The sequence below is a fragment of the Mesorhizobium sp. B2-6-4 genome (assembly GCF_006441495.1).
In the GTDB taxonomy this organism is placed as follows: Bacteria; Pseudomonadota; Alphaproteobacteria; order Rhizobiales; family Rhizobiaceae; genus Mesorhizobium.
In genome coordinates this window covers 1-22,802 of sequence record NZ_VFUE01000016.1, presented here as the reverse complement: position 1 = coordinate 22,802, position 22,802 = coordinate 1, and the positions used below count along the sequence as shown (strand labels likewise).

The following is a 22,802-nucleotide window of genomic DNA, read 5'->3' as shown; positions in this document are numbered from 1 at the left end:
GCCTTAGAGACAATCGAGACCGGCACGCTCATTTGTAACGTGGCAGGTTACATGCCACCCCGGTTCCATGCCCGACCCCGATCCCCGAACATCACATAGCCGGTATCGGTAACCGCCACCGTATCCTCCAGCTTGATGAAGCCGCGCGTCGGGTGAAGCATGGTCGTCTCCACCGATAGCACCATGTTCCTCTCCAGCGGCTTGCCCGCATAGGTGCCTTCATAGGTCACCGGATGGTTGGTCATCAGGAACGGCGCCTCATGCGTGATCAGCCCCATGCCGTGAGCGAAGAAATCCGTGTAGGGCGCGACCTTGGATTTTTTCAGCACGCCTTCGGCATGGGAAATCATGTCACCACCCAGCGTACCCGCCTTTACCTTCGAGAACGCCGCCTGCTGCACCGCCTCGACCTCGGCCAGCAGGTCCTCCAGCTCGGCATCCGGGTCTCCGAGAACCCCCATGCGGCAGAGGTCGCCGATATAGCCATGATAATTGCCGCCGGAATCGATCGACAGCACTTCGCCCTTCTTCCACGCCTGCGGCGACGCCGCGCGGTTGTGGCTGGAGCCCAGCGTCAGCAGGCAATATTCGAAATGCGCGCCGCGATTGGTCTCCTCGCGGCGAAGCTGTTCGATCATCTCGCTCTTGGTCGTGCCTTGGCGCGCCCATTGGATGGTGGCCAGCATGGAATCGGTGATCAGTTCGGAGGCGATCCGCAGTTTCTCCAGCTCGGCCTCGGTCTTGATGGCGCGCATGCGCTCCAGCATGCCGGTGGCATCGACCAGCTTGGCGTCGGGGAGCGCTTTGCGGATCAGGGCATAGGCGTCCGACGGCAGGAAACCTGGCTCGATGCCGATGCGAGCGTCGCCCTTGCCGATCTTGCGCACATGCTCGACAGCGAGATTGGCGGCATCGAGGGTGCCCCAGCAGGCGGCATGCAGCGTCGGCGTCCAGAACGGGTGGTTCTGGTGTTCGCCACCCTCCATGCGGTTGCCGATATAGGCGGCGTGGTCCGGTCCGCCTTTTTCGTAGATCACGATCGGCAAGTACCGGCTGTGGCCGATCGCATCCATGGCGGCGAAGAAGATGAACTTGTAGCCGTCGAGCAGATATTGGGTGTTGTGCTTGGATGTCGCGAGCAGAACGTCGATATCAGCCTCTTGCATCAGGCCATCGACCCTGGCGTGGTCGAATGGGATGTCGCCGACCGCGCTCTTCCCCGGAGCTATGTTCATTGTCTCTCTCCCTGAATTTTCGGCGCAGATCGCGCTGGACCGCCGGCTGCCCGATCCCGATACCGACTTCGGGTCAAATCTGCACCATTTTCGCCCGTCTGGTCCAGCCAGAAACAGGTCGCCCGGCCGGGCGCGCATCACCGATGCCAGTCATTTGAGGCGCATCACCTGACCTGGTCTTACCAGGTCAGGTTTATCGACCACTCTCCCGTAACTGGTCCAGCGAACAAAAATTTCAAAGCCACGCCACGATGCGCCAATTCCGTCTCTGGCGAAAGCCAAGGCAAGGGCCATAATCAAACGTGCATGGAAACGCCCGAAAGGCCTCCGTGCAAGATATGAGATAGAGGGGGAATAGGATGATGTCGGAGTTCAGGATTTCACGCCGCACGGTGCTTGCGGGCTCTGCCATGCTTCTGGCCTCCACCGCGATGCCGGCCTTGAGCTGGGCGCAGACGCCGAAGAAGGGTGGCCGCCTGGTGCTCGCCGCCGATTCCGAGCCGCGCAACCTCAACCCGGCCATCGTCGCCTCCAACGGCGTCTTCTTCATCTCCAGCAAGATCGTCGAAACGCTGGCCGAAGCCTCCTTCGATGGCAAGGACGGGCTTGCACCACGCCTGGCGGTCAGTTGGGAAGGCGCCGCCGACGGGCTGTCGGCGACCTTCAAACTGCGCGAAGGGGTCAAATGGCATGACGGCAAGCCGTTTACCTCGGCCGACGTCGCCTTCTCGGCGCTGCAGATCTGGAAGCCGCTGCAGAATCTCGGCCGCACCGTGTTCAAGGATCTGGCCGCGGTAGATACCCCTGATGAATTGACCGCCGTGTTCAAATTCGCCAAGCCCACGCCCTTCCAGCTGATCCGCAACGCTCTGCCGGCGCTGAGCAGCGTGGTGCCGAAGCACGTTTACGAAGTCGGCAAGATCGAGGACAACCCGGCCAACAACGCGCCCATCGGCACCGGCCCGTTCAAGTTCGCCGAATACAAGGCCGGCCAATACTACCGGCTGACGAAGAACACGGATTATTGGGGCAAGGGCGAGCCCTATCTCGATGAGATCATCTACCAGGTGTTGCCCGACCGCACTTCGGCGGCGAGCGCGCTGGAAGCAGGAGAGATCCAGCTCGCCGCCTTCTCCGCCGTGCCGCTGGCCGATCTTGACCGCATCTCGAAAGTGCCGGGCCTGAAGGTGATCACCAAGGGCTATGAGGGACTGACCTACCAGCTCGTCGTCGAGATCAATCACCGTCGCAAGGAGCTCGCCGACCTGAAGGTGCGCCAGGCGATCGCGCATGCCATCGACAAGGATTTCGTCGTCAAGACGGTGTTCCTCGGCTATGCCGCCACCGCCACCGGCCCGGTGCCGAAGAACGACCCGCAGTTCTATACCGCCGACGTCCCGACCTATGCCTTCGACGTCGCCAAGGCCAATGCGCTGCTCGACGAGGCGGGTTACAAGAAGGGCGCCGACGGCAAGCGCTTTTCGCTGAAACTGTTGCCGGCTCCCTATTTCAACGAAACCAAGCAGTTCGGCGACTATCTGCGCCAGGCGCTCGCCGCCATCGGCATCGACGCCCAGCTCGTCAACAACGATTCCGCCGCGCATATCAAGGCCGTCTACACCGACCACGCTTTCGACCTCGCCGTCGGCCCGCCGGTGTTCCGCGGCGACCCGGCGATCTCGACCACCATCCTGGTGCAAAGCGGCATTCCGGACGGCGTGCCGTTCTCCAACCAGGGCGGCTACAAGAACGATGCGCTGGACGCGCTCATCGCCGAGGCGTCCGAGACGCTCGATACATCGGCCCGCACCAATCTTTACAAGGAGTTCCAGAAAGAGGTGGCCGCCGACCTGCCGCTGATCAATGTCGCCGAATGGAGCTTCATCAGCGTCGCGCGCGACACGGTTGGCAACATCGCCAACAATCCGCGCTGGGCGGTATCGAACTGGGCGGACACATATCTGGAATCGTGACAGTATTTCGCGGATGAACGTTCGCGAAATCATCGTAGGCGTTGAGTTCTACGAGGCCCCCCTCTGTCCTGCCGGACATCTCCCCCTCAAGGGGGGAGATTGGCAACTTGTCTGTCCCGCGAATTTTCCGACGTTGGGGATTGGCGAAGCCAAAAATGACAGCCAATCTCCCCCCTTGCGGGGGAGATGTCCGGCAGGACAGAGGGGGGTGCCCAGGCGCGGTCCTAACCAACGTATCGCCAACCCATCGAAGGCCGCATGAACCGCGCCCTCGCGCTCCTCCGCCGTCGCCTCGTCGGCAGCGTCTTCGTGCTTTTGATCGTCGTCATCGGCACGTTCCTGCTGCTCGAGGCCGCCCCGGGCGACGCGGTCGATGCCTATATCGTCTCTACCGGCGGCGATGCCGGCATGATCGAGCTGTTGCGCCATCGCTGGGGCCTCGACCAGTCGGAGCTGACGCGGCTCGCCAACTATCTCTGGGCGCTGCTGCATCTCGATCTCGGCCAGTCCGTCACCTTTTCGCGGCCGATCCGCGACGTGATCCTCGAGCGCCTGCCGACCACGCTGTGGTTGATGGGCAGCGCCACCGCGCTTTCCTTCGGCCTCGGCTCGGCGCTGGGCATCTATGCCGGCGCCAGGCCGGGCAGTTTTCGCGACCGTTTTCTCTCCATCGGTTCGCTGGCGCTCTACGCGGTGCCGGGTTTCTGGCTCGGCCTGGTGCTGATCGTCGTCTTCGCTGTCGACCTGCGCTGGCTGCCAATCGGCGGCATCGAGACCATCGCCTCCGGCAAGGCCGGCCTCGACCGCGCCGCCGACATCGCCATCCATCTCGTCCTGCCGGTCTCAGCCCTCGGCTTCATCTACCTGGCGCTCTATTTGCGGATGATGCGTGCCGGCATGACCGAGGTCTGGCGGCAGGATTTTGTGCTGGCCGCCCGCGCCAGGGGCTTGTCGCTCCCCCGCATCGTGCTTGCCCATGTCGCCCGCAATGCGCTGCTGCCATTGGTCACGATGCTCGGCCTGCAGTCGGCGCAGATGCTGGGCGGTAGCGTCGTCATCGAGAGTGTTTTTGCCGTGCCCGGTCTGGGTCGGCTGGCGCAGGAGGCAGTGGCCGCGCGCGACACGCCCTTGCTGCTCGGCATCATTCTCGTCAGCGCCGTCCTGGTCATCGTCATCAATCTTCTCGTCGATGTCGCCTATGCCTTTCTCGACCCGCGCGTCGGCGCCAGCGAGGCCGGCACATGAGCACGCTCCGCCGCTTTCTGCGCACGCCGGAGGCGGTCGCCGGCGCCATCCTCCTGGCGGCATTGTGCGTCACGGCCCTGTCAGCGCCGCTGCTGTTTCCGGGCGACCCGCAAGCCATCGCCGGCCCGGCGCTGCTGCCGCCCTTCCAGGACTGGTCGCTGCCGCTCGGCACGGATCGCCTCGGCCGCGACGTGCTGGCCGAGCTTTTCCACGGCGCCCGCACGTCGCTTGCCGTCGGCCTTGCGGCAGCGGCCGCCGCACTGGCCATCGGCTCCGTGGTGGGCACGGTGGCCGGGTTTGCCGGCGGCCTCACCGACGAGGTGCTGATGCGCGTCACCGATGCCTTCCAGACCGTGCCGGGCTTTTTGCTCGCTCTGGCCTTCGTCAGCGTGGTCGGCCCTTCGATCGGCGTCGTCGTGGCGGCAATAGCGCTCGGCACCTGGACCGGGCCTGCGCGCGTGGCCCGCGCGGAAGTACTGTCGATCCGTGAGCGCGACTACGTTGCCGGCGCGCGCGTCATCGGCATGCATCCGCTGGAAATCGCCTTTCGCGAGGTGCTGCCCAATGCCTTGCCGCCGGTGCTGGCGCTGTCCTCGGTGATCGTGGCAGCGGCGATCCTCACCGAGGCGGCTTTGTCCTTCCTCGGCCTTGGCGACCCCAATCGGGTCACCTGGGGCGGCATGATAGCGGAGGGCCGCGCGGTGCTGCGCACCGCGCCCTTCCTGTCGATCGCGCCCGGCATAGCGCTGGTCCTGACGGTGCTCGGCGTCTATCTCGCCGGTGAAGGCATCGTTGAAACCACGGCGGTCAGAAGAGGCCTGTCGTGACCGCGCTGGCTTCGATCCGCAACCTCGCGGTGACCTACCGCCGTGACGACGGCGAGGTGGTGGCGCTGAGGGACATCAGCCTCGACATCAAGGCTGGCGAGCGGCTGGCCGTCATCGGCGAAAGCGGTTCGGGCAAAAGTACGCTGGCTTTGGCGATTGCGGGGTTGTTGCCGGCGAGCGCCAGGATTGACGGACGTATCGATTGGGTTTTGCGACCGTCGATGTGGGGTGCCAAGGCAGAACGCCTACCTTCCCATTTTCTCGAAAAGGCACCCCTCCTCGGCCGCGATATCGGCTTCATCTTTCAAGACCCGTCCGCCAGCCTCGATCCTGTCATGACTGTCGGCAAACAGATCGCCGAAGTCTCCCGCACCCATCTCGGTCTCACATGGTCTCAGGCATACGCCAGGGCGAAGGATCTGCTCGAACGCGTCCGCCTGGCCGACCCGGACTCGGCCCTGCGCGCCTATCCGCATCAGCTGTCCGGCGGCCAGAAGCAGCGTGTGGCGATTGCAGCCGCGATCGCAGCCGGCCCAAGACTTTTGATCGCCGATGAGGCGACCAGCGCGCTCGACACCATCGTGCAGGCCGAGATCGTCGCACTGATCCGGCGGCTGGTGGAAGAAGACGGCATGACGCTGCTGTTCATCAGTCACGACATTGCGCTGGCCGCCGAGCTGGCGGACCGCATTGCCGTGTTCCGGCATGGCGAATTGATCGAACTTGGCGCCACGCAACAGATCGTCAGTGCGCCAACTGAAGCCTACACGCGCGCGCTGCTCGAGGCCCATATCGGCCTCGACGCCGAACCGCTGCACCACGGTGTGATGGCATGAGCGCCCCTGTGCTGGCGGTTTCCAACCTTACCAGGCATTACCGCCGTGGCGGCAAGACAGTTACCGCGGCCGACGACGTTTCTTTCGAAATCGGGCCCGGCGAGACGCTGGCGCTGGCCGGACCCTCCGGCAGCGGCAAGTCGACGATCGCCCGGCTGGTGTTGCGGCTGATCGAGCCGGATGCCGGCCGGATCGAGTTTGAAGGCCATGATTTCCTGGCTCTGGGCGGCGCCAGCTTGCGTGCGCGTCGCGCTCGCTTGCAGATGGTGTTCCAGGATCCGCTTGCCGCCTTCAATCCGCGCGCCACGGTGGCGCGCGTGCTTGACGATCCTTTGCGCATCCACGGCGTCGCCTCCCGTTCCGAGCGCCCGCGCCGTATCGCCGCCCTGCTGGAGCGCGTCGGGCTTACGGCGGAGCTCGCCTCTCGCGCCATCCACGAAATCTCGGGCGGCCAGCGGCAGCGGGTGGCGATTGCCCGCGCCATGGCCACGAAACCCTCGCTGATCGTGCTCGACGAAGCGGTGTCGGCACTCGATGTTTCGGTGCGCGGACAGATCCTTGATCTTTTGCTCGACCTGCAACGCCAGGAACGGATCGCTTATCTCTTCATTTCGCATGATCTCGGCGTCGTCAGGGCCGTCGCCCACCGCGTCATCCTTCTCGACGGCGGGCGGATTGCCGAGAGCGGCGATGCCCGCGCCGTCATCGATGCGCCGCGATCGGCTATCGGCAAGGCGCTCGTGGCAGCCGCACCAAAGCTCAGAAGAACCACGCAGGAAGCATCATGATCGACCCCGAAGCCAGAGCCGAGAAACTGTCGCGCGAACTCGATTCCGCATTCCGCAACCGGGCCGACCTCTATCGCCTGTTCCTGGATGAGTTGACCGGAGAGCTGGGCGCCGAAAGAGCCGAGGCGATAATGACCCGGACCATCGAGCAGCGCGGCAAGGAAGTGGCCGCAGCCGCCTTCGCCGCATTCGGTCCCAACGACGCGCGCTCAATCGGCGAAGCTTTCCTGTCGGTCAGCCCGGATGACGGCCGGATGTATCCGACCGATGTCGAACGCGGGCCCGACCGCATCGCCTTCAAGGTGAAACGCTGCCCCCTCAAGGATGCCTGGGTCGAGGCCGGCGTCGGCGAGGAAAAGCTCGCCACGCTCTGCCGCATCGCCGGCGCCTTCGACCGTGGCCTGTTCGAAGCGACCGGCGTGCGTTTCGACAATGTCACCTGGACGCCCGGCCACGGCAGCGGCTGCTGCCATATCGCGCTGACCAACCGCGATGCCGGCTAGCAATTGACGGCCTTAGCCGCCGACCATCAGCCTGACGACCTCGTCATGGTTGGTCTCGGAAATCTTGCGCTCGCCGGCCTGGATCCCGCGCCGCAGCACGACGATGCGATCGGAAACGGCGAAGATGTCCTGCAGATTATGCGAGATGAAGATCACGCCGCGCCCTTGCGCCTTGAGCTGATGGATGAGCGAAATCACCTTGCGCTGCTCCGGCACGCCGAGCGCGGCCGTCGGTTCATCCATGATCAGGATCTGCGCATCCCAGTAGACGGCGCGGCCGATGGCCACGGCCTGGCGCTGGCCGCCGGAGAAATTGCTGACCGGCGCGTTCAACCGGCTGACGTGAAAGTCCAGCCGCTTCATCGTCTCCCTGGCGGCCTCGGCCATGGCCTTGCGGTCGAGCACCGGCAGGAAGCCGAACGCCTTGCGCATCGGTTCGCGGCCGAGGAAGATGTTGGCACCGATCGACAGATTGTCGGCCAGCGCGAGGTCTTGGTAGATCGTCTCGATGCCCTTTTCGCGCGCCTCCTGCGGCGTGGCGAAAGCCACCGGCTGCCCTCTGAGCAGGATTTCTCCGCCCGTCGGCTGGAACACGCCCGATATTGCCTTGATCAGAGTCGTCTTGCCGGCGCCATTGTCGCCGGCAAGAGCCACCACTTCGCCCGGCCGCACGGCCATGGAGAAATCATTGAGCGCCCGCACGGCACCGAAATGCTTGGAAAGGTTCCGGACTTCGAGGAGGGGCTCGGTGCTATTCATCCTGACGGGCTCCACTGAACCGGCGCTGCGCCTGGTCGATGAGAACGGAAATGATGATGACGACGCCGACGGCGATGAACTGCCAGAACGGCTCCACATTGACGAAGACCAGCCCGTATTGGATGACCGCGATCACCAGCGCGCCGGCGACGGTGCCGAAGATGGTGCCGGAGCCGCCGAACAGGCTGGCGCCGCCGATCACCACCGCCGCGACGCTGTCGAGCAGCAGGGGTTCGCCGGCCTGCGCGGCACCGGCGGTGAAGCGCGCCGCATAGAGCGCGCCGCCAAGCCCGGCGCACATTGCCGACAGCACATAAAGCCGCAGGATATGGCCCCTGATGTCGATGCCGGCGCGGCGCGCGGCCTGCACATTGGCGCCGATAGCGTAATTGTGCTGGCCGAACCGGGTCTGGCTGAGCAGATAGTGCATCACGACGACGAAGACAGCGGCGATCATCACCAGATAAGGCACGCCATGGAACTTGCCGTTGCCGAGCAGTGCGAACCAGGAATTCTGTACCGGCACCGTCGTGCCGCCGGCAAGCAGGAAGGCGACACCGCGGGCGACGCCGAACATGCCGAGCGTGCCGATGAAGGGCGGGACCCTGAGCCGCGAGATCAGCAAGCCGTTGATGACGCCGGGCACGCCGGCCACGATCACCGCGGCAAGGATGCCGGCCAGCATGGCCAACGGCAACGGAATGGCGGCGCCCGCCATGTTGGTGGCATGCGCGGCGATGACCGCCGCAAGGCCCATAATGAAGCCCAGCGACAGGTCGATGCCGCCTGAAATGATGACGAAGGTCTGCCCGGTCGCCAAAAGCAGCGGCGCCACGGCGAAGATCGCGATGGATTGAAGATTGAACGGATTGAGCACGAAAGTGGCGCCGAAGGCGCTCCGCGACCAGATCTCGAAACAGATGATCAGGCCGGCGAGAAACAGCCAGGCGCGCCCCTCGGCGATGCGTGCGATCCAGCTCCTGGCGGGATCGCCGTGGTCAGCCTGGGGGGCGACATGCTTCTCGGCTGGCTGTGCTGGTGATGTCGAGGTCATGAGTACTCCGCGGCGCGGCTGCCTTCAAACAGGTCCCGCCCTGGCGGGACCGGCACAGGCTCCTCCCGGCGCACCGGGAAGAGCCAAGCTGGTCCGGACTTACTCGGAGTAGAGATACTTCGAGATGTTCGGATCGGCGATGTTGGACTTGTCCATGATCGTGAAGCCGGTGCCGATCGTGACCGGGATGGATTGGCCGGTCAGGTGGGCATAGGCCGAGACGACGCCGAAATAGCCGATCTCTGCGGGATGCTGGGCGATCGCCACATCCACAAGGCCGGTGTTGATGTTGTCGACGATGCTGGTCGGAGCATCGAAGGCAACCACTTTGACGGTGCCCGTCTGCCCTGCCTGCTTGACGCCATTGGCGGCGCCCAGCGCCGAGAACAGATTGGCTCCGAACACGCCGACGAGGTCGGGGTTGCGCGCGAACACCGCCTGCAGCTGCGAGGCCGCCTTGTTGGCGTCGTCATCATTGAACTGGGTCTCGAGAACGGTGATGCCGGGATGGTTGGCCATCTCCTTCTTGAAGCCTTCCTCGCGCTGGTCGGTGGTCGAGATGCCGGGCTTGACGTTGGAGACATAGACTTTGCCCTTGTCGCCGACGGCCTTGGCAAGCGCCCGCGCCGCGATTTCGCCGCCCAGCACATTGTCCGAGGCGATGTAGGCCAGCGGGAAATCGGCGTCACCCGCGCCGGTCTGATAGGCGCCGGTGCCGATGAACGTATCCACGGTGATGACCGGAATGCCTGCGTCATTGGCCTTGCGCAGCGGCTCGACCAGCTGGACCTTGTCGGTCGGCGCGATCAGGATCGCGTCCGGCTTCTTGGCGATGACCGCGTCGAGCACCGGCACCTGGGTGACCGGATTGAACTCAGGAGCGCCCTGGAAGACCAGGTTCACGCCAAGCGCGTCGGCCGCGGCCTGGGCGCCCTTGCGCATGGTGATGTAGAAACCGTCGGTGGTCAGGCCCGGAACGAGCGCGATGGTGTATTTCTTGTCCTGCGCCTGCGCGGGCGCGATAAGCACCGTCGCGCTGACGGCGAGAGCCGCGAGCGCGGCAACGATCTTCTTCATGACATCCTCCTCATTGTGTTGGCAGATCTGCCGTTGCAAGTGACATCGAATGGCCGTCGTCCGCTTGGGACAAGACGGCCGGGAACGCCTGTTTGCTTTTCGCGGGCAGCTCCTCCCAAGCGCCCTCCAGTCGATATGTCAGCCGGTCCAGCCGACCGCTACGATAGCCGTGGTCACTTCCTCGCCTCCGCGAGGTCAGAGAACCACAGCACCTGGCATGCGTCGCACGCCAAGTTCACAAACTTGTAACACTTTGCAGAAATAAATTGCAACTCGGTTTTCCGGGTCGCAATGCCGGATTTTTCACGCAACATCCGACTGCTCCACAAAGTCCCGGCGAACTATTGCCTCGACTTCTCGGCGGCACAACCGATTTCGTAAAATCGCCCTCGCGAACTGGAATGCGGCGGCGGCGCGTCGGGCGGGCACTATCGCGGCGGCAGGGTTGCGAGGATGGCTTGCGCCGTCTTCGTATCCGTTATCACGGCGTTGATCAGCCGGGCGCGAGCGGCGCCGATGATGGCCGTCGCCTTTTCCGGCGACGCCGCGACACCGATCACCAGCGGCACGGCGCGGAGCTGCGCCGGCGACATAGCGATCATCCGGCCCTCTCCTTCCCAGGCGATCAGCGCGCCATCGGCATCGAAATAATGCCGAAGGACATCGCCGGCCGCATGGACCAGCGCCTGCTCGCTCGGCGTGGCTGCGCTCGCCTCGGGTGCATTGATGGCATGCGGCAGGCCGATGCCGACGATCGCCACATCGGTCCTGTCCCACAGCGCGACGGCATCGCTGATGGCGGCATCACCAAGGAAGACTTCACGCAATTCACTGGAAGGCAGATAGGGCGCATGAATGAAGTGCGGTATCCCGCCGAACTCCTCGGCGGCGAGGCGGACGAATTCGTTGACCTGAAAATGCGCCGCGTGCTGCTGCATGCCGCCGGTGGCGGCAACGGTCAGCACGCCCGGAATGCGCGGCAGGCCGGCGCGGATCACCTCGCGCACCGCGCGCCCCCAGCCGATGGCGACCACGGAGCCGGCCACCAATTGCGCCTGCTTGAGAAGGCCGCCGAGCGGGCCGGCCAGCGCCGTCAGCGCGCCTGCGGCCGGCGTCTCGACCACCGCTGCGTCACGCAGGCCTAGCCTATCGATTAGCTGTCCGGTGATCTCCTCAGGTGCCGCCAGATCGAGAACCTCGATACGGACGATCCCTTCCGCCCGCGCCCGCTGCAAGAGGCGCGATATGGTCGCGGTGGAGACGCCAAGCTGCCGCGCGATATCGACCTGCGACATCTCCGCCTCGTAATGCAGTTTGGCGACCGTGTGCAGCATCGTGCGCGATGCGGTCGCATCCTGAATGGGAGGGACAGCCAGCTTGCAATTCCTTTCAGCAACGTGTTACACACGTATACGCCGATGGGAGTTATCGCGCAAATCCGGCGAACTCGCAACTTGAGGCCGTCCTGCCCAGGCGCCGGCAAGGTGTGCTTTTCCGGGCAATGGACGGCGCATCAAGACGGCAATTCTCCCCTGCCGGCAGGCGGGCAAACTGAACATTCTTGTTTCCACGGGATTCGCGCCCTCGGCGAGAGAGCGCCAACATCGGACAGAGACCATGACAAAGATGACCACCGCGGAGTTGCGCGGCTATCAGCAGATATGCGGCAAGGACGGGGCCATGGTGGCCATCGCCTGCGACCAGCGCGGCGGCATGCGCACCTTGCTGGCGTCGGATCCGGCCGAACAGGCCAGGATCACCAACGACATGCTCGGGGACACCAAGGCCGACATAACGCGCTACCTTGCAAGTGCTGCGTCCTGCGTGCTGCTCGACCCGCTCTGCGCGGTGCCGCGGGTTGTCGAGGAGGGCGTGCTGAACCGCGATACCGCGCTGCTTATCGGCCTCGACGCCTCGGGTTTCGACGTCTCGCCTGAAGGCTATCGCCTGTCGCGCCTTGTCCCCGGCATCGATGCGCGCCGCGTGCGCGAACTGGGTGGCACGGGCGGCAAGATCATGGTGTATCTGCGGGCCGACAAGCCCGAAGCGAATGAGCACAACATTGCCATCCTGCGCCAATGCATCGCCGATTTCGGGCAGGAAGATCTGTTGCTCGTCGTCGAATTCCTGACCTATCAGCTCGAAGGCGAAAGCCCTGAAGATTATGCGACGAAGACGCCGTGGCTTGTCGAGGAAGGCACAAAAATCTCGCTGGAGTGCGGGGCAAAGGTGCTGAAGCTTCCGTATCCCGGAACGCCGGAGGCCTGCGCCAACATCACCAGAATGGCCGGCGAGGTGCCGTGGGCGGTGCTTTCGGCCGGCGTCAACCACGCCACCTTCCTCGGCCAGGTCGAGATTGCCATGCAGAACGGCGCCTCCGGCGTTATCGCCGGCCGCTCGCTGTGGAAGGACTGCATCTCGCTCGATCGTGACATTCAGCGCGAAAGGCTTAAGACCATCGCGGTGCCGCGATTGCGTGAGATCCAGGCGGTAATCGGGCATCACCGGCGCAAGGCCGCCGCCTGATATCCGCGTTGGATCACCGGCACGTGCAGGACGTCATGCCTCTCACCATAGGGATAGATATAGGCGGCACCAATCTGCGGGCCGCCCGCATTTCGGGCGCCGGCGAAATCCTCGAACGTCTTTCCGAAAAGAGCGCGCCGGACCCGCAGGCTGTGCTCTCGCGGATCGCCGGGATGGTGCGCCGGCTCGACACATCGGAGGTTTCGGCCATCGGCATCGGTGTTCCCGGCCGCGTCGATGCGCATCGCCGCGCGGTCCTGTCCGGCGGCTACGTCAATCTGGCCTCCGTCTCGCTGGCGCAGTGCCTGGAGGACATGGCCGGCAAGCCCGTCGTCATCGACAATGATTGCAACATGGCACTGGTCGCCGAGATGGCGCTCGGCGCCGGCCGGGGTCATCACGACGTCGCCATGTTCACCATCGGCACCGGCATTGGCGGGGCCGTCGCTCAAGATCGGCGGATCGTGCGTGGCCGGGCAACGGCAGGGCAGCTCGGCCACATCACTGTCGACGTCAATGGCGAGATCTGCGCCTGCGGCCGGCGCGGTTGTGTCGAAACCACCAGTTCAGGCACCGCGCTTGGCCGTCACATCGCGCGGGCCGGCTTGCGTCCCGACCTTTCGATCGACCAGCTCTTTGCCCGCGACGCCGCCGGAGACGTCCAGGCGCGCGCTATACTCGAAGTCTGGGCAATGCCCTTGCGTGCCGCCATCGATACCAGCGTCGCCATGTTCGACCCCGGTGTCGTCCTGCTCGGCGGCGGTCTTGGCTGGGCGGCACACAAGGCGCTCGGCCGCGCGCCGGTCCTGGCGCCGTGGTACCAGTGCCCGGTCGAGCCGGCGCAGCTCGGCGACGACGCCGGCGTGATCGGGGCGGGATTGCAGGCGCTGGCCGGAACAGACAGGGCGACAGCGCCGATTTTTGGCCGGCATTTTGTGCAAGCCGGCGCGGCCAGGCGCGCCGTGCTGGTCAACGGCATCCCGGCCAGCGGCAAGAGCACGGTGTCGCGCGGCATCGCCGACCGCAGGGGATGGCCGTTGCTTGCGCTCGACACGATCAAGAATCCGTTTCTCGAGGTGCTCGGCGGCGGCGACCGCGCATTCAACCGCACGCTCGGCCGCGCCAGCTATCAGGCGATCTGGTCAGTCGTCGGCGAAGCCCCAGCGGGCTCCACATTCATCGTCGACGCCTGGTTCGGTTTCCAGCCGCGCGAGCTGCTTGAGGATCATCTCAGGAATGCCGGTGTCGAACAGACTTTCGAAATCTGGTGCCACGCGCCGGGCGAGGTTTTGGCCGAACGCTATGGCGCCCGGCTCGGCCAGCGTCCCGCCGGCCATCCAGGCGCGGCCTATATCCCCGAACTGATCGAACTCGCCAGGCGCGCCGAACCGCTGCGGCGCGGCCCGCTCTTCGACGTCGACACGACGAAACCGATCGACTTCGATGCCATCATGGCATGGCTGCGAGCGATAATGACGGGCGACGTTTAGAACGTTGATGGACAAGAAGCAGCTGGGCTCGCCAACTCCGAAAGCCGTTTCGCTTTCGAGCTGGCCAGGCCTGCCTAGTCAATAACCGACGGTGAAGCGCTGCTTTATGTAGGCGGGCTTCTCGATCTCGTCGACCATCGCGATGGCGTAATCCTCGAAGGAAATGCTGCTGCCCTTGTCCGAAGCCAGAAGCGTGTCCTTGCCGAGGCGGAACTTGCCGGTCCGCTCGCCCGGGATGAACATGGCGGACGGCGACAGGAACGTCCAGTCGAGGTCATCGATGGTCTTCAACTTGTCCAGGAAGTCAGCGCCCTTCTGCGCCTCGGCCTTGTAGATGTCAGGAAATTCGGGCGTGTCGACCAGCCGCTTGCCAGGCGAGACCTCAAGGCTGCCCGCGCCACCGACGACCAGGTAACGCTTCACGCCGGAGGCTCGCACCGCGGCGATCAGCGTGTCGGCATCGCTGTCGAGGAAATGCACCGAACTGATCACCACATCGTGGCCGCGGACCAGCTTGGCGAGGCCTTCCTTGTCGAAGACGTCGCCCTTCCTGGCCGTCACGCCAGGCAGCGCGGCGATTTTTTCAGGATTGCGGGCGATGCCGGTGACCGTGTGGCCACGGCCGGAGAGTTCCTTGAGCAGGCGCGAACCGACTGCGCCCGATGCGCCGATGAGAGCGACTTTTGCCATGTCTTTTTCCATTCCTTGTTGGAGGTGGGTTGGGGGTCACGCGGCCGCGATATGAGCGAGGAGATTGTCGAAACTGCCGAACAGCGCGTTCGAACCGATGAGGCGCGGCGCATCGTTGCGGATGACGGCGAGCGAAGGCACGCCATTGGAATGCAAGCGCTGGAACAGCGCGCGGCCTCGGCCGACCAGTTCGCGGTGAGCTGTCAGCAATCCTTCGGTTGGCGCCTTCACCAGTTCGCCGGCATCGGCCATGCCGGCGGCGGCGAGCACCTCGGCGACACCGCCGACCGTGACGATATCGCGCCCATCGACATAGCGCGCGTTCTGGATCGCCTTCAGCGCGGCCAGCCGGCGGCCGGGATCTTCCGGGCCCGCTGCGGTAATCGCGAGGGTCGCGGCATGGGAATCCAGCAACGTGCCGCGAACATTCAGCACGTTGTCCCGATAGGCCTGCGTGAAAACCTGTCCCGTTAACCGCTCGATGCGCTGGTCGTTCGCCCAGGCATGGGCGGCAAAACCGTCATCCATCGGCCGAGCGCCTGCCCCCGAAAACAGGCCGGTCGGCAAGAGCTCGACGCGCACGCCGCTGGCGGACAGTTTTTCGACATCGGGCTTGCGCCATAACACCAGCCGCAGAGCGGATCGAAAAGATAGGTCACTTCTGGATTGGCGGACCGGCTTGGCGTGGCCAAGGCCGTGGTCAGCCACCAGATCGGCAGGCTTGAACAGGAATTGGGCGCGACGCTCATGCGGCGCACGACGCGGCGTGTCACGCCGACCGAGGAGGGTCGCCTCTTCTACGACCGCGCGATGATCATCCTGCGCGAAGCCGAAGCGGCCTATGGCGAGATCTCGCACGGGGCGATCGAACCCAAGGGAATGCTGAGGCTGACCGCGCCGCTCGACTATGGCACCAAGATCGTTGCGCCGGTCATGGCCGCCTATCTCCGAACCTATCCGCATATGCGCGTCGAGGCGATTTTCGATGACGCCGTCAGCAATCTGGTGGACGAGCAGATCGACCTCGGCATCCGCGTCGGCTGGCTTGCGGATTCCTCCAATCAGGCGCGGCGCCTGGGCACGATACAGCAGGTCGTGGTGGCGAACCCGACCTTCGCCGCAAGGCTGCCGCCCGATGTCACCCCGCGCCAGGCAAGATCGCTTGCCTGGGTCGGCAACGCCCAGCTGCGCGGCATCGGCCAATGGCTGTTTTCAAGAGAGGGAGAAACGGTGTTGACCGAACTCAACCCGGTCATCATGTGCGACAAGAGCCCGGCGGCTCTTGCCTGCGTGCTCGCCGGTATCGGATTGGGCGTATTTCCCGACTACAGTGTCGGCGACGATATCGCCGAGGGGCGTCTCGTGCCGGTATTTGCCGACTGGACGTTGCCTGCCGGCGGCATCCATGCCGTTTTCCCTCCGGCCCGGTTCCGGCCAGCCAAGGTCCGCGCCTTCGTCGAGTTGCTGGCGGCCGCCGAGAAGAAACGCTCGCGTCTCGTCGAAACGGCCTGAGGCGACGGAGACAGCCCGCCAGCTCAAGGCTGACGGGCTGATCGTTTTGGTCGCCGGGCGCTCACCGATAGGTCGCGTATAGATCCTCAATCCGCTCGCACGGTGCGGCCGCTGGGCGCGGTACTCGCAGGCGAGATCATATTCGGCACCAGAATGTCATTGCGGCGCGCGAAGGCGATCAAGGTCGCCCGCACGGTTTCCGCATCGATCTCGCCGGCAATGCCGGCTTTGCAAGCGTTGAGGGCGACGGCATGGGCGCCGTTCCGGCTGGCAACGGGCCAGTCCTGCAGCACGGCATATGCTTCCATCGCAGTCTCGATCGTCACCGGAAGCCCCATTCCGACCAAGATCGTCACGGGTTCTTCAAAGCGCATCTGTGCCATGGTTTAAACCTCCATTCGACGGCAAACGAACCGAAGCATGTCGGGCAGCCTGGTGCGCGAAGACAGGTCGGCGCGGATAGGGCGGGTGCGCCGGTGTCGTCGGATTTCCGGCAGCCGCGAGCCTGATCTCGGCTGGCTCGACCCGGCTTGGCTTGAGCACCGGCGAGCCTCGGCCGGGCGCCGGTAGCGCCCTATGCGCCCTGGCGAGCGCCTCGAGCCAGGCAAGGACGGAAAGCGGCGGAAGCGCCCGCCCATCGAGCCAGGCGGCGACCTGGCTTTGCGGGCAACCAAGCTCGTCGACGAGGTCTGCCGCTTTCCACCTCAACGTTTTCAGGCATTCACGCAATTGGCCCACGATCATGTCGGTCCTCCTCCCAACCGGACATCGGTCCATCGTTTGCTGTGGGGCTCCGATGATCGCGTCCTCCATCCCTGGTTGAGCCGCCGGAGCTTTCCGAGGCTGCCGACACATGCTGCGCGGCCAGGAACATCAGCGTCGACGCCGCCGTTCGGCGGCTCCAGCCTGCGGACTCGGCCATGTCGAGAACGCGCATCAACAATGGCCCCAGCACGCTCCTGCATTCTGCCTCGTAGGCGAGAAATTCGTTTGCCGGATGCGTGGGCGCCGAAACGGAACCGATACCGGTCATAGTGGTCTCTCTCCAAACTTTCCCCGGGAAGCGCCCGCTCCCACTTGTGGGAGCGGGCGGCCTCCCAGCGTCCTAGAAGTCCATGCCCGCGCCGGCGGGCATGGCAGGGGTCGCGGCCTCCTTCTTTGGCTTCTCGGCCACCATCGCCTCGGTGGTGACCAGCAGGCCAGCGACGGAAGCGGCGTCCTGAAGCGCGGTGCGCACGACCTTTGCCGGATCGATGACGCCTTGGCCGTAGAGATCGCCGAACTCGTTGGTCTGGGCGTTCCAGCCCCAGCCGAACTCGCTCTTCTCACGCAGCTTGCCGACGATGATCGAGCCCTCGGCGCCGGCGTTCTCCGCGATCTGGCGCACCGGGGTCTCGATCGCACGCCGCACGATCTCGACACCGGTCCTCTGGTCGGCATTGTCGATCGGCAAGGCATCGAGCGCCTTGGCGGCCCGGAGCAGCGCGACGCCGCCGCCCGGGAGTACGCCTTCCTCGACCGCCGCACGGGTCGCATGCAGCGCGTCGTCGACACGGTCCTTGCGCTCCTTCACCTCGACTTCCGTCGAACCGCCGACACGGATGACGGCGACGCCACCGGCGAGCTTCGCCAGCCGCTCCTGCAGTTTCTCGCGGTCGTAGTCGGAGGTGGTCTCCTCGATCTGCGCTTTGATCTGGGCGATGCGGCCCTGGATCTCTTCCTTGCGGCCAACGCCGTCGACGATGGTGGTGTTTTCTTTTTCGATCACCACCTTCTTGGCGCGGCCCAGCATCTGCAGCGTGACGTTTTCGAGCTTGATGCCGAGATCCTCGCTGATCGCCGTGCCGCCGGTGAGGATGGCGATATCCTCCAGCATCGCCTTGCGGCGATCACCGAAGCCGGGCGCCTTGACGGCCGCAACCTTCAGGCCGCCGCGCAATTTGTTCACGACCAGCGTGGCGAGCGCCTCCCCTTCCACGTCCTCGGCGATGATCAGCAGCGGCTTGCCCGACTGCACGACCGCCTCGAGGACGGGGAGCATGGCTTGCAGGTTGGACAGTTTCTTCTCGTGGATCAGCACATAGGGCTCTTCAAGTTCGACGCGCATCTTGTCCTGGTTGGTGATGAAGTACGGGCTGAGATAGCCGCGGTCGAACTGCATGCCTTCGACCACCTCCAGTTCGGTCTCGGCGGTCTTGGCCTCCTCCACCGTGATGACACCTTCATTGCCGACCTTCTCCATCGCCTCGGCGAGGAACCGGCCGATCTCGGGATCGCCGTTGGCCGAAATGGTGCCGACCTGGGCGATCTCGTCGTTTTTCGTCACCTTGCGAGCGTTGGCCTTCAGTTCGGCAACGACCGCCTCCACGGCCTTGTCGATGCCGCGTTTCAAATCCATCGGATTCATGCCCGAGGCGACGGCCTTGGCGCCTTCCTTGACGATGGCTTGGGCAAGAACGGTCGCGGTCGTGGTGCCGTCGCCGGCGATGTCGTTGGTCTTCGAAGCGACTTCGCGCACCATCTGCGCGCCCATGTTTTCGAACTTGTCTTCCAGTTCGATCTCCTTGGCCACCGTCACACCATCCTTGGTGATGCGCGGCGCGCCGAAGGATTTGTCGATAACGACGTTGCGGCCTTTGGGACCGAGCGTCACCTTCACCGCATTGGCCAGAATGTCGACGCCGCGCAGCATCTTCTCGCGGGCTTCGGTATGGAATTTCACTTCCTTGGCAGCCATTGGATCACTCCTTCAATTTAGGCAGCTTTCGTTGACTGGTAACTTGGCAAGAAGCCGTCAGGCGGCCTTCTTCACGGTCGCGGTCTGCTCGATCACGCCCATCACATCGCTTTCCTTCATGATGATCAGGTCTTGGCCGCCGAGCTTGATCTCGGTGCCGGACCATTTGCCGAACAGAATGCGGTCACCCACCTTGACGTCGAGCGGCTGTAGCTGCCCGGCTTCGTTGCGGGCACCCGGGCCAGCGGCGATCACCTCGCCTTCCTGCGGCTTTTCCTTGGCTGTGTCGGGAATGATAATGCCGCCAGCCGTTTTCTCCTCGGCTTCGATGCGGCGGACCAGGATACGGTCGTGCAATGGGCGGAACGTCATGTCGTTCTCCTTCAAGGACAAACAGTTTTTGAGGTTCCTCCGCGCCGGACCGGCAATATCGGCCCGGCACGAGGTGCCGCGACCCTTGTTCAGGCATCGCGCGCGCATATCGAGCTAGTTTTGGAATTTTCCGGTTTCAAGAGGTTGGCGCAAAAATTTTGGCGCTCGTCGCATGAGAGTGCCAACGCGTTGTTATCATGCGGGGATTCTCGCCAGGTCGACGATTTCACCGCTTGAATTTTGGTGAAGAGCTAACAAGATTATCCTGGCCGGCGCTGCCGAAGCACAGCCGGAAACTGGACGCTATCGAGGAGTTTTTGCAGACGGAGGACAGCGATGGACCGACATAAATTTTCGCCGATCATGCCTTCCCTGACTGACACGCCCGACACCTCGCTTGACCGGCTGCTTTCGCCGGCGAGGCACTTCAAACATCCTGACGAGGTATTGGAAGACGACGCGCTCGACCTCTGGGAAAAGCGGGCGATCCTGTCGTCTTGGGCCTCGGATGCCTGCGCGGTGGAGTCGATGCCGGAACTGCGCCTGCCGCCGGGAGTCGAGCGGCCGGTTTGCTTCGACCACATCATGGAGGCCCTATGCAAGCTCGACATCGACGTGCCGGCGCCGCGGTCCACGCCGGACGAATTCCGGCACGACTTCGCCAGGATGAATGCATAGGTCGTCAGCGAAAGGAGAAACATATGGTGACTGCGGTCAGCAGAGAATTCCGCCTGCAGATGGATGGCTACGGCCTGACCACGGCCGAGATTCACTATTATATGCCTGACTACCCCAACCTGCTGCAGCTCTATGTCTGGCAGGAATACGACCTCGCTCCCGATTTTCCGGAGCTGAAGGGCTTCCTTGGCTATTGGGAAAGCGAACTGGACGGCGCGCTGCATTCCGTGCGCGTCGCACACCATCGTCTAATCACACCGTCGGAATGGCGCGCCGTTGACGGCATCGTTGCCATCCATTGAGCGGATCACATTGAGCGGATCAAAAAACCTGAAGCGCGTCGCCTGCAACGCGGCGCGCTCAAAGGCTCGATTGAGCATACCTAAAGTCAGAGCTTCCGAGCAGGATGAGTGATGGGATTCGTGTCATCCTGCTCTGACAGCCATCGGCTGGGCCGTCGTTGACATCGCCGCGGAACGGAATTGCTGGGGCGAAGGGGAGCGGCCCCTCGTCAGGCCGGCTCGCTTGGCCGCCTTCAAGAAAGCCTTGTAGGCAGCACGCCCGCTGCGCCAGCCATCCAGCGCATCACGGCATGCGCGACCGGCGGCGCGCCAGCTTGGTCCGCGCGCCCATTTCGGCCATTGTTGATCCAGGCATTCCAGAGCCTCGAAGCTGCTGGCGACCTTGCGTGGGGCATCCGATAATTCGAGGGTAATCGGCTGAGGAAACCGAATATCGTTCATCACTTCCTCCGTTTTTTGACGTCTTTTTGCGAGTAAGCAATCGGATGGCGTCACCGGCGACCGTCCATCCGTGATCGAGATGGTCAGCCGTTCAGGCCGCGTCAAGAGCCGCCGGAATTTCGACGAGACGTTCGATCAGGCCTCTTGACGCCACGCCCGTCAGTTCCCAGATCGATTCCGCCGGCGCCGGAAGGGCCGGCAGGTCAAGGAGTGCCGATCCTTGGCACTCCTCGTACCCATGTTGCTCAGCGAAGGAGGATGTGGCTATGAGAACCGCTTTCGACTTTTCACCGCTCTATCGGTCGAGCATAGGCTTCGACCGCATTTTCGACCTGCTGGAGAATGCCAGCCGCACGGCGAACGTCGACAACTGGCCGCCCTACGACATCTCCAGGACCGGTGACGACGCCTACCGCATCACCATGGCGGTAGCCGGCTTCGGTCAAGACGAATTGAGCATCGTGCATGAACCCAACATGCTCGTCATCGCCGGCGAGCGTGCCGGAGAGGACAATGGCGAATACCTGCATCGCGGCATCGCCGGACGGCCGTTTGAGCGACGCTTCGAACTTGCCGACCATGTGAAGGTGACCGGCGCCGGCCTCGTCAACGGTCTCCTGACCGTCGATCTTCAGCGTGAGATTCCCGAAGAGATGAAACCGCGCAAGATCGAGATCGGCACCAGCATGGCCAAAGCCAAGGAAAAATCCGCGGCAAAGCCCGTGCAAGTGGAAAAACAGGCCGCGTGAGGCAATTCGGGTCAGGGCTTCCACCAACCGGACGCCGGTCGCCCGGTGGTGGAGACGCAAGCAAAGAGGAGAAAGACAATGAGCGTACGTGATCTCATTCCTTTTGGCCGGGAACGAGGCCAGGTGCCCAGCCTTCTGCGCGATGGCGAACGTGATCCGTTCATGTCGTTGCACCGCGAGGTGAACCGTCTTTTCGACGATGTTTTCCGCGGTTTCGGCTCCGGTCTGCCATCCTTGCCTTCCGTTGCCGCGAACGGCGGACGCTGGCCGAGCGTCGAGATCTCCGACACTGGAAAGGAGGTCCGTGTCACGGCCGAAGTGCCCGGCATGGAGGAAAAGGACATCGAGGTCCTGCTCGATGACGACGTGCTGACCCTGAAGGGCGAAAAGCGGTCCGAGAGCGAGGACAAGGAGCGCCAGTTCTCCGAGCGCTATTACGGCCGTTTCGAGCGCCGCATTCCGCTCGGCGTCGAGGTAGAGCAAGACAATGTCGAAGCGCGCTTCAGGAACGGCGTCCTGACGGTTACATTGCCGAAGACCGCGAAAGCGCAAGCGCAGGCAAAGCGGATCGAAATCAAGAGTTGAACCACCTATGCCGGCGGTTGGACAAACCCACCCGCCGGTTCAGGTCGAGATGTTGACGGCTTACACTGCGGACGCCATTGCTTTGCCGGCTGGATTATTTTCGGCGACAGGTCTGTCTTTTGTGCGGTGGCCCGGCTTGCCCGCCCCCCTGGTCGCTTTGGCTTGGCTTGGCTTTGGCGGGCGGATTGTGTTTGGTTTTGCGGGATTTGTTTTTGACCTTGGGCGTCGGCTTTGGGTGTTTGCTGGGCTGTGATGAGGGTTCTCAAATCAGCGGGCGGCCATCAGCCGGATACAAGAACAGCCCGGGGTGAGCCGGGCTGTTTTGATTTGGTTGCGGGGACAGGATTTGAACCTGTGACCTTCAGGTTATGAGCCTGACGAGCTACCGGGCTGCTCCACCCCGCGCCACCTATGAGCAAGCGT

Annotated in this window: 24 protein-coding genes, 1 tRNA gene and 1 pseudogene; 13 read left to right on the top strand and 13 right to left on the bottom strand. The window is 64.0% G+C overall.

Annotation, left to right across the window (positions count from 1 at the left end; genetic code table 11):
- Positions 1 to 47: 47 nt before the first annotated feature.
- Positions 48 to 1,235, bottom strand: a complete 1,188-nt coding sequence (locus FJ426_RS21645; RefSeq protein WP_140560217.1) for a Xaa-Pro peptidase family protein — start codon at positions 1,233 to 1,235, stop codon at positions 48 to 50.
- A gap of 362 nt (positions 1,236 to 1,597) precedes the next feature.
- Here FJ426_RS21645 and FJ426_RS21640 point away from each other — a divergent pair, with 362 nt between their 5' ends.
- The 6 genes from FJ426_RS21640 (at position 1,598) to FJ426_RS21610 (ending at position 7,407) form a co-directional block, all read left to right on the top strand.
- The gene (locus FJ426_RS21640; RefSeq protein WP_140560216.1) at positions 1,598 to 3,208 is read left to right on the top strand and encodes an ABC transporter substrate-binding protein; all 1,611 of its coding nucleotides are present in this window, start codon (positions 1,598 to 1,600) and stop codon (positions 3,206 to 3,208) included.
- Between the two features lie 258 nt (positions 3,209 to 3,466).
- Positions 3,467 to 4,453 carry an ABC transporter permease gene (locus FJ426_RS21630; RefSeq protein WP_140560214.1) on the top strand — a complete coding sequence of 329 codons (987 nt, stop codon included), beginning with the start codon at positions 3,467 to 3,469 and terminating at the stop codon, positions 4,451 to 4,453.
- A complete protein-coding gene (locus FJ426_RS21625) occupies positions 4,450 to 5,280 on the top strand; it encodes an ABC transporter permease (protein WP_140560213.1) in 831 nt (276 codons plus the stop codon). The genes FJ426_RS21630 and FJ426_RS21625 overlap by 4 nt, the downstream gene beginning before the upstream one ends.
- Positions 5,277 to 6,116 (top strand): ABC transporter ATP-binding protein, encoded by an 840-nt coding sequence (locus tag FJ426_RS21620; RefSeq protein WP_181172748.1) that lies wholly within the window; start codon positions 5,277 to 5,279, stop codon positions 6,114 to 6,116. Before FJ426_RS21625 ends, FJ426_RS21620 begins: the two co-directional genes overlap by 4 nt.
- Positions 6,113 to 6,904, top strand: a complete 792-nt coding sequence (locus FJ426_RS21615) for an ATP-binding cassette domain-containing protein (RefSeq protein WP_140558316.1) — start codon at positions 6,113 to 6,115, stop codon at positions 6,902 to 6,904. Before FJ426_RS21620 ends, FJ426_RS21615 begins: the two co-directional genes overlap by 4 nt.
- The gene (locus FJ426_RS21610; protein ID WP_140500433.1) at positions 6,901 to 7,407 is read left to right on the top strand and encodes an L-2-amino-thiazoline-4-carboxylic acid hydrolase; all 507 of its coding nucleotides are present in this window, start codon (positions 6,901 to 6,903) and stop codon (positions 7,405 to 7,407) included. The genes FJ426_RS21615 and FJ426_RS21610 overlap by 4 nt, the downstream gene beginning before the upstream one ends.
- Before the next feature lie 12 nt (positions 7,408 to 7,419).
- Here the strand turns inward: FJ426_RS21610 and FJ426_RS21605 are convergent, their stop codons facing one another.
- The 4 genes from FJ426_RS21605 to FJ426_RS21590 form a co-directional block, all read right to left on the bottom strand.
- Positions 7,420 to 8,166: an ATP-binding cassette domain-containing protein gene (locus FJ426_RS21605; protein WP_140500435.1), complete on the bottom strand. Its 747-nt coding sequence runs from the start codon at positions 8,164 to 8,166 to the stop codon at positions 7,420 to 7,422.
- Positions 8,159 to 9,220: a ribose ABC transporter gene (locus tag FJ426_RS21600; protein WP_140500436.1), complete on the bottom strand. Its 1,062-nt coding sequence runs from the start codon at positions 9,218 to 9,220 to the stop codon at positions 8,159 to 8,161. Before FJ426_RS21600 ends, FJ426_RS21605 begins: the two co-directional genes overlap by 8 nt.
- Positions 9,221 to 9,319: 99 nt before the next feature.
- Complete coding sequence (locus FJ426_RS21595) at positions 9,320 to 10,297, bottom strand: ABC transporter substrate-binding protein (RefSeq protein WP_140500438.1); 978 nt, start codon at positions 10,295 to 10,297, stop codon at positions 9,320 to 9,322.
- A gap of 428 nt (positions 10,298 to 10,725) precedes the next feature.
- Positions 10,726 to 11,631, bottom strand: coding sequence for a sugar-binding domain-containing protein (locus FJ426_RS21590; protein WP_140560212.1), 906 nt, complete (start codon positions 11,629 to 11,631; stop codon positions 10,726 to 10,728).
- Between the two features lie 283 nt (positions 11,632 to 11,914).
- Here FJ426_RS21590 and FJ426_RS21585 point away from each other — a divergent pair, with 283 nt between their 5' ends.
- A complete protein-coding gene (locus tag FJ426_RS21585; RefSeq protein WP_140560211.1) occupies positions 11,915 to 12,823 on the top strand; it encodes a tagatose-bisphosphate aldolase in 909 nt (302 codons plus the stop codon).
- A gap of 35 nt (positions 12,824 to 12,858) precedes the next feature.
- Positions 12,859 to 14,313, top strand: a complete 1,455-nt coding sequence (locus FJ426_RS21580) for an ROK family protein (RefSeq protein ID WP_140560210.1) — start codon at positions 12,859 to 12,861, stop codon at positions 14,311 to 14,313.
- A 78-nt stretch (positions 14,314 to 14,391) separates the two neighbouring features.
- Here FJ426_RS21580 and FJ426_RS21575 read toward each other — a convergent pair whose 3' ends face one another.
- Both FJ426_RS21575 and FJ426_RS21570 read right to left on the bottom strand, forming a co-directional pair.
- Entirely contained in the window at positions 14,392 to 15,003 is a 612-nt protein-coding gene (locus FJ426_RS21575) for an NAD(P)-dependent oxidoreductase (protein WP_140560209.1), read from the bottom strand.
- 36 nt (positions 15,004 to 15,039) lie between these two features.
- Positions 15,040 to 15,611, bottom strand: a pseudogene (locus FJ426_RS21570) (DsbA family protein); the annotation flags it as partial.
- Positions 15,612 to 15,669: 58 nt separating this feature from the next.
- On the opposite strand from FJ426_RS21570, the gene FJ426_RS21565 reads away from it, so the two are divergent.
- On the top strand, positions 15,670 to 16,515 hold the full coding sequence (locus tag FJ426_RS21565) for a LysR family transcriptional regulator (protein ID WP_140560208.1): 846 nt from the start codon (positions 15,670 to 15,672) through the stop codon (positions 16,513 to 16,515).
- Between the two features lie 86 nt (positions 16,516 to 16,601).
- Here the strand turns inward: FJ426_RS21565 and FJ426_RS21560 are convergent, their stop codons facing one another.
- The 4 genes from FJ426_RS21560 to FJ426_RS21545 all read right to left on the bottom strand — a co-directional run bounded on the left by FJ426_RS21560 (position 16,602) and on the right by FJ426_RS21545 (position 19,624).
- The gene (locus FJ426_RS21560; RefSeq protein ID WP_140513824.1) at positions 16,602 to 16,898 is read right to left on the bottom strand and encodes a DUF982 domain-containing protein; all 297 of its coding nucleotides are present in this window, start codon (positions 16,896 to 16,898) and stop codon (positions 16,602 to 16,604) included.
- 338 nt (positions 16,899 to 17,236) lie between these two features.
- Positions 17,237 to 17,548 carry a hypothetical protein gene (locus tag FJ426_RS21555; protein WP_224655820.1) on the bottom strand — a complete coding sequence of 104 codons (312 nt, stop codon included), beginning with the start codon at positions 17,546 to 17,548 and terminating at the stop codon, positions 17,237 to 17,239.
- 72 nt (positions 17,549 to 17,620) lie between these two features.
- Positions 17,621 to 19,252 carry a chaperonin GroEL gene (gene groL / locus FJ426_RS21550; RefSeq protein ID WP_140513825.1) on the bottom strand — a complete coding sequence of 544 codons (1,632 nt, stop codon included), beginning with the start codon at positions 19,250 to 19,252 and terminating at the stop codon, positions 17,621 to 17,623.
- A gap of 57 nt (positions 19,253 to 19,309) precedes the next feature.
- Entirely contained in the window at positions 19,310 to 19,624 is a 315-nt protein-coding gene (locus FJ426_RS21545; protein ID WP_140513826.1) for a co-chaperone GroES, read from the bottom strand.
- A gap of 336 nt (positions 19,625 to 19,960) precedes the next feature.
- Here FJ426_RS21545 and FJ426_RS21540 point away from each other — a divergent pair, with 336 nt between their 5' ends.
- Both FJ426_RS21540 and FJ426_RS21535 read left to right on the top strand, forming a co-directional pair.
- Complete coding sequence (locus FJ426_RS21540) at positions 19,961 to 20,302, top strand: hypothetical protein (protein ID WP_224655819.1); 342 nt, start codon at positions 19,961 to 19,963, stop codon at positions 20,300 to 20,302.
- A gap of 23 nt (positions 20,303 to 20,325) precedes the next feature.
- Complete coding sequence (locus tag FJ426_RS21535) at positions 20,326 to 20,604, top strand: usg protein (RefSeq protein ID WP_140513827.1); 279 nt, start codon at positions 20,326 to 20,328, stop codon at positions 20,602 to 20,604.
- A gap of 123 nt (positions 20,605 to 20,727) precedes the next feature.
- On the opposite strand, the gene FJ426_RS21530 is transcribed toward FJ426_RS21535, so the two are convergent.
- Positions 20,728 to 21,045, bottom strand: a complete 318-nt coding sequence (locus tag FJ426_RS21530) for a DUF982 domain-containing protein (protein WP_140825517.1) — start codon at positions 21,043 to 21,045, stop codon at positions 20,728 to 20,730.
- A gap of 266 nt (positions 21,046 to 21,311) precedes the next feature.
- Here FJ426_RS21530 and FJ426_RS21525 point away from each other — a divergent pair, with 266 nt between their 5' ends.
- Complete coding sequence (locus FJ426_RS21525; RefSeq protein ID WP_140500457.1) at positions 21,312 to 21,794, top strand: Hsp20 family protein; 483 nt, start codon at positions 21,312 to 21,314, stop codon at positions 21,792 to 21,794.
- Between the two features lie 78 nt (positions 21,795 to 21,872).
- A complete protein-coding gene (locus FJ426_RS21520; protein WP_140560206.1) occupies positions 21,873 to 22,379 on the top strand; it encodes an Hsp20/alpha crystallin family protein in 507 nt (168 codons plus the stop codon).
- Between the two features lie 328 nt (positions 22,380 to 22,707).
- Here the strand turns inward: FJ426_RS21520 and FJ426_RS21515 are convergent.
- Positions 22,708 to 22,784 (bottom strand) — tRNA-Met (locus tag FJ426_RS21515).
- Positions 22,785 to 22,802 lie beyond the last annotated feature (18 nt).